Below are 4,590 nucleotides of genomic sequence, written 5' to 3' on the forward strand. Positions count from 1 at the left end.
TGAGCGATTCGAGCATGTGGCGCGCTAACCGTTCGTTGAGCGGCGGAAAGCCGAGCGCGCGATCCTGAAGTAGCTCGGCGGCGGTCCCGCCCATCCCGACCATCATCACCGTACCAAACACCGCATCTTTCTTGATCCCCAGAATCAGTTCGATCGCATCCTTGCCGCTGATCATGCGCTGCACCGTCACGCCTTCGATGCCGGCCTGCGGCCGCAGCCGCCTGGCATTGGCTATGATGCGTTCGAAGGCCGTCCGCACCATGCCGGCATCCGCCAGATCGAGTTGCACGCCGCCGACATCGCTCTTGTGCGTGATGTCCGCGGAGTGAATCTTCAAGACCACCGGGTATCCAAGCCGCCCCGCGATCCGCACCGCCGCATCAGCCGTCGTCGCAAGAAACGGTAGCGTTGCGGATATGCCATAGGCCTCGATCAGTTCTTTGGATACTGACTCGCTGAGGATGGCACCGCCCTGAAAATTCCTGGTGACATATTGCTCCCGTAACGTCTGCCGGTCGAGCGTAAACTCTACCGGCAAATCCTCCGGCGTTTCATAGAGCCGTTCCAGGTTGCGCGCGTAAGCCACCATGGTCATAAACGCTCCGACCGCCTGTTCCGGCGTCTTGTATGCGGCCACGCCCTTGTCGATCAGGATTTGCAGTCCCTCGCGCATTGATTGCCCGCCTAGAAACGCAGCCAGAATCGGCTTGGCGGTTGTCTCCGCGAGTTTGCCGATCACCTTGGCCGCGGCCGAAGGGTTGGTCATCGCCTGCGGAGTCAGGATCACCAGCACGGCGTCGACGCCGGCGTCATCGAGCACGATCTGCATCGCCTTCTCGATCCGCTTGGAATTGGCATCACCCAGTACGTCAACCGGATTACGATGCGACCAGAACGCCGGAAGATTCTCGTCCAGTTTCGCCATTGTCGCTGCAGACAGCTGCGCCAACTCGCCGTTGGCGGCAATCAACGCGTCGGTCGCCATTACCCCCGGTCCGCCGGCGTTTGTGATGATTCCCAACTGCGGCCCGCGCGGAATCTTGCCGCGGCCGATCAGCTCGGCGCAGTCGAAAATCTCCCCCATGTCGTAAACTCGCGTCAGACCGATGCGCTGGAAGGCCGCGTCGTAGACAGCATCTTCCGAGGCCATCGCTCCGGTGTGCGAAGCCGCCACCTGCGCCGACTCGGGAAACCGACCTGCCTTGTACGCAAGGATCGGCTTGCTGCGCGCGAACGCCCGCGCTGCCGTCATGAAGCGGCGCGCGCGATTGATCGATTCGATGTAGAGAATGATGGAACGCGTGTTTTCATCTTCGCCGAAGTAATCGATCAAATCGCCGAAGCCGACATCGACGGTGTTGCCGATCGATACAAAGAAGGAGAATCCAATCTTTCCCTCCATCGCCCAATCGAGCACGGAGGTACAAAGCGCTCCCGATTGCGAGATGAACGCCACATTTCCCGGCTTCGGAATTCCGGCGGCGAAACTGACATTCAGCCGCAGCGACGGCACAATGATCCCCAGGCAATTGGGGCCGATGATCCGCAGTTCCGGAAATCGTCGCGCCTCGACCTTGATCTGCTCTTCGAGCGCCGCGCCTTCGGCACCGGACTCCCTGAATCCCGCCGACATGATGATCATCCCGCGGATTCCCGCCTCGCCGCATTCGCGTACCAAACCCGGCACCTGTTGCGCCGCCGTGCAGATCACCGCCAGATCCGGCTTGTGCGGCAGACTCCGGATATCCGGAAAGCAGTGGATGCCGAGCACGGCCTCGGTCGCCGGATTGACCGGGTAGACGACTCCCGTGAACCCGGCGCCGACCAGATTGCTCAAGACCTTACCGCCGACGGAATTGGGGTTGGTGGTGACGCCGATTAAGGCGAGTCGCTGCGGTTTGAAGATCGAATCTAATCTATGCGGTCCCATACTCTCTCCCTCGCCTCCAAACTCGAACCCGTCACAATTTACACAAATGTCTATCCGCTGCCGGTGCTTTCTTCGGTTGTTTGACTGCGAGGGCTCCGAGAGCTTGCGGGCACACTCTGAAAGGCTTACCTTTGGTCCGGCTCTTCATTGAATCGGAGGACAAGACGCTATGGAAAACCGAGCTGACATGAAATCGAAAAACCAGGTCACTGGCTTGATCGTTTCGATCGTCATCTGCTTTCTGCCGGCCCTGATCGGCGCCCGCTTCGGCCCCGACGAATGGTACTTCCAGTTGCGCAAACCGTCCTGGACGCCGCCCGGCTATCTCTTCGGGCCGGTCTGGACCTTTCTCTACGCCGCCATGGGCGTCGCCGCATGGCTGGTCTGGCGCCAGCACGGCTTCCGAGGCGCCCGGCTCGCCCTCTCTCTTTTCATCGCGCAACTGTTGCTGAACGGAGCCTGGACCTGGATCTTCTTTGGACTGCACGCGCCCGGCGCCGCGTTTTTCGAGATTGCCGTCCTTTGGCTGCTGATTCTCGCCACGCTGATCGCGTTTTGGCGGAAGCAGAAGGTTGCCGGCATCCTTCTGCTCCCCTACTTGATCTGGGTCAGCTTCGCCACAGCACTGACTTATACGATCTGGAAGTTGAACCGCGTCGCCGGCTTATCCTAGCGCAGCGAGCTGCTGGCGCCGCCCTTATGGACGGTCAACTCCCGCAGCAATCCGTCGAGATGATACACCTCGTCGAGCAGGAAGAGGACGTAGCGGATATCCACCGCAATCGTGCGCGTCACATCCGGAATGAAGAGATAGTCTGAGGCCACTCCCTCCCAGTTGCCGTCAAACGCCAATCCGATCATCTCGCCTCGGCCGTTGATCACCGGACTGCCGGAGTTGCCGCCGGTGATGTCGTTGGTCGTCAAGAAATTGACCGGCACATCCTTGATCACCGGATCTGCATAGCGGCTGGGCTTCTTCGCCCGGCCGAACTGACTCAGTTGCTCCGGCACAATAAAGGGATCAACACCGGTTTCCTTGGCCAGGACGCCGCTCAGACTCGTCAGGTAGAAATGCCGCTCGCCGTCGCGTGGCGTATAGCCCTTGACCTCGCCGTAACTGAGCCGCATCGTGCCGTTGGCATCCGGGTACATGCTGCCATTCTTCCACTCGGCATACGCCTGGATCAATTGCGGTGACAACCGTGTCAAGGCGCCGGAAAACTCTTTGTTCTGCCGCAGCCGCTCATCCATTTCGGGACGCAGCGCAATCGCCAGTTGGAAAAACGGATCATCCAGCTTCTCCAAAGTACTCTGGTCGGCCTTCAGCAATTCGAGCCGCGTCGCAACTTCGCCCAGCTTGGTGCGGGTAAAGGCGTCATCAAGATATTTCTCCAACGCTCTGTCCGACATGCCGGCAAAGGCCTTGTCGATCGCCGCGATCCGCTGACCCTCTGGAAGCGCCAGCGCTTTGCGCAGGGCATATTCCATCTTTTCACGGTCCACCTGCGGCACCAGGTTGATCTGCATATCCTCCAGCCACTCCCGGGTCGATGTCGTATCGCGCTCCTGATAGCCGCGTTCGCGCTCCAGATCCGGCTTCTGCCGCTCGATCGACCACTTGTAGAGCCGGCTGGCCACGGCCAGGTACTCCGCCGACCAGTTGAGCCGCGACAAGACAAAATCCTTCTCATCATTCGCGCGCTTGGTCTGGTACAGGCTGTCCAGTTCCGGCAGGACATGTCCATAGCGGTGCTCCAGATCCGGCTTCGTCTTGAGGAACTCCGCCAACTGCCGCTCGTCGTTGCGCTTCTTGTTCAGAATGTCCGCTTTCTTGAACCCCTCCAGCGTACCATAGCTGTTTTTCAAAGTGTTGTTGATACCCGCATCGTCCGAGGCCAGCCGCAGCGCAATTGCCGAGTCGCGGCGCCCGGCCTCGCTCATGATCTGCAGGTTATCCTCCATCACCTTGATCGAGCGTGGATACTCGAACGTCAACTGATTCTCGATATCATAAGAACTGGCGTAGCGCTCGGTGTAGCCCGGGAAACCGAGCGTCATGCAGAAATCCCCTTCCCGAATTCCTGCCGCCGAGACGGGCAGATAAACCGGTGACTGATAGGGCACGTTTTCTTCAGCGTATTCCGCCGCCCGGCCATCGGGCCCGACGTATGCGCGCAGGAACGAGAAATCCCCCGTGTGCCGCGGCCACATCCAGTTGTCGATGTCGCCGCCGTAATTGCCGATGGCGTACGGCGGCACATACACGATGCGGATATCGCGCAGTTCGAGAGACTTGTAGAGCATGTACTGCTTGCCGCCAAACATCTTTGCCACCCGGCACTTGATGTCGTCGCTGCTTTCGCACTGCTTCACCAACTTCTTGATCGCCAGATCGATCACCCGGTAACGCTCGAAATCGGAAATCCCTTCCTTCACATCCGCCAGCACCTGTGTTGTGACATCCTCGATCGACTGCGTCACGCTGATCTTGTAGCCGATTGCCGGGATTTCTTCCGCCAAAGTCGCGGCGTAAAAACCGTCGCGCAGATAGTTCTGCTCGACCGTGCTCTGCTGCTGAATCGCGTCGAAGGCGACATGATGATTGGTCAGGATCAACCCCTGCGGCGAGACAAACGAACCGGTCGCACCCACCTGCACCA

The 4,590-nt window shown here is 59.6% G+C and carries 3 protein-coding genes; 1 reads left to right on the plus strand and 2 read right to left on the minus strand.

Annotated elements, in window-relative coordinates:
* Window positions 1-1,930, minus strand: a 1,930-nt coding sequence (locus IT585_09810) for an acetate--CoA ligase family protein (GenBank protein ID MCC6963534.1), incomplete at its 3' end; no start/stop codon positions are given.
* A 187-nt stretch (window positions 1,931-2,117) separates the two neighbouring features.
* Between IT585_09810 and IT585_09815 the strand changes: the two genes are divergently transcribed.
* The gene (locus tag IT585_09815; protein MCC6963535.1) at window positions 2,118-2,603 is read left to right on the plus strand and encodes a tryptophan-rich sensory protein; all 486 of its coding nucleotides are present in this window, start codon (window positions 2,118-2,120) and stop codon (window positions 2,601-2,603) included.
* On the opposite strand, the gene IT585_09820 is transcribed toward IT585_09815, so the two are convergent.
* The coding region (locus IT585_09820; protein MCC6963536.1) for a S46 family peptidase at window positions 2,600-4,590 on the minus strand (1,991 nt) is incomplete at its 5' end. The genes IT585_09815 and IT585_09820 overlap by 4 nt on opposite strands.

This window comes from Candidatus Zixiibacteriota bacterium (assembly GCA_020853795.1).
GTDB lineage: Bacteria > Zixibacteria > MSB-5A5 > CAIYYT01 > CAIYYT01 > JADJGC01.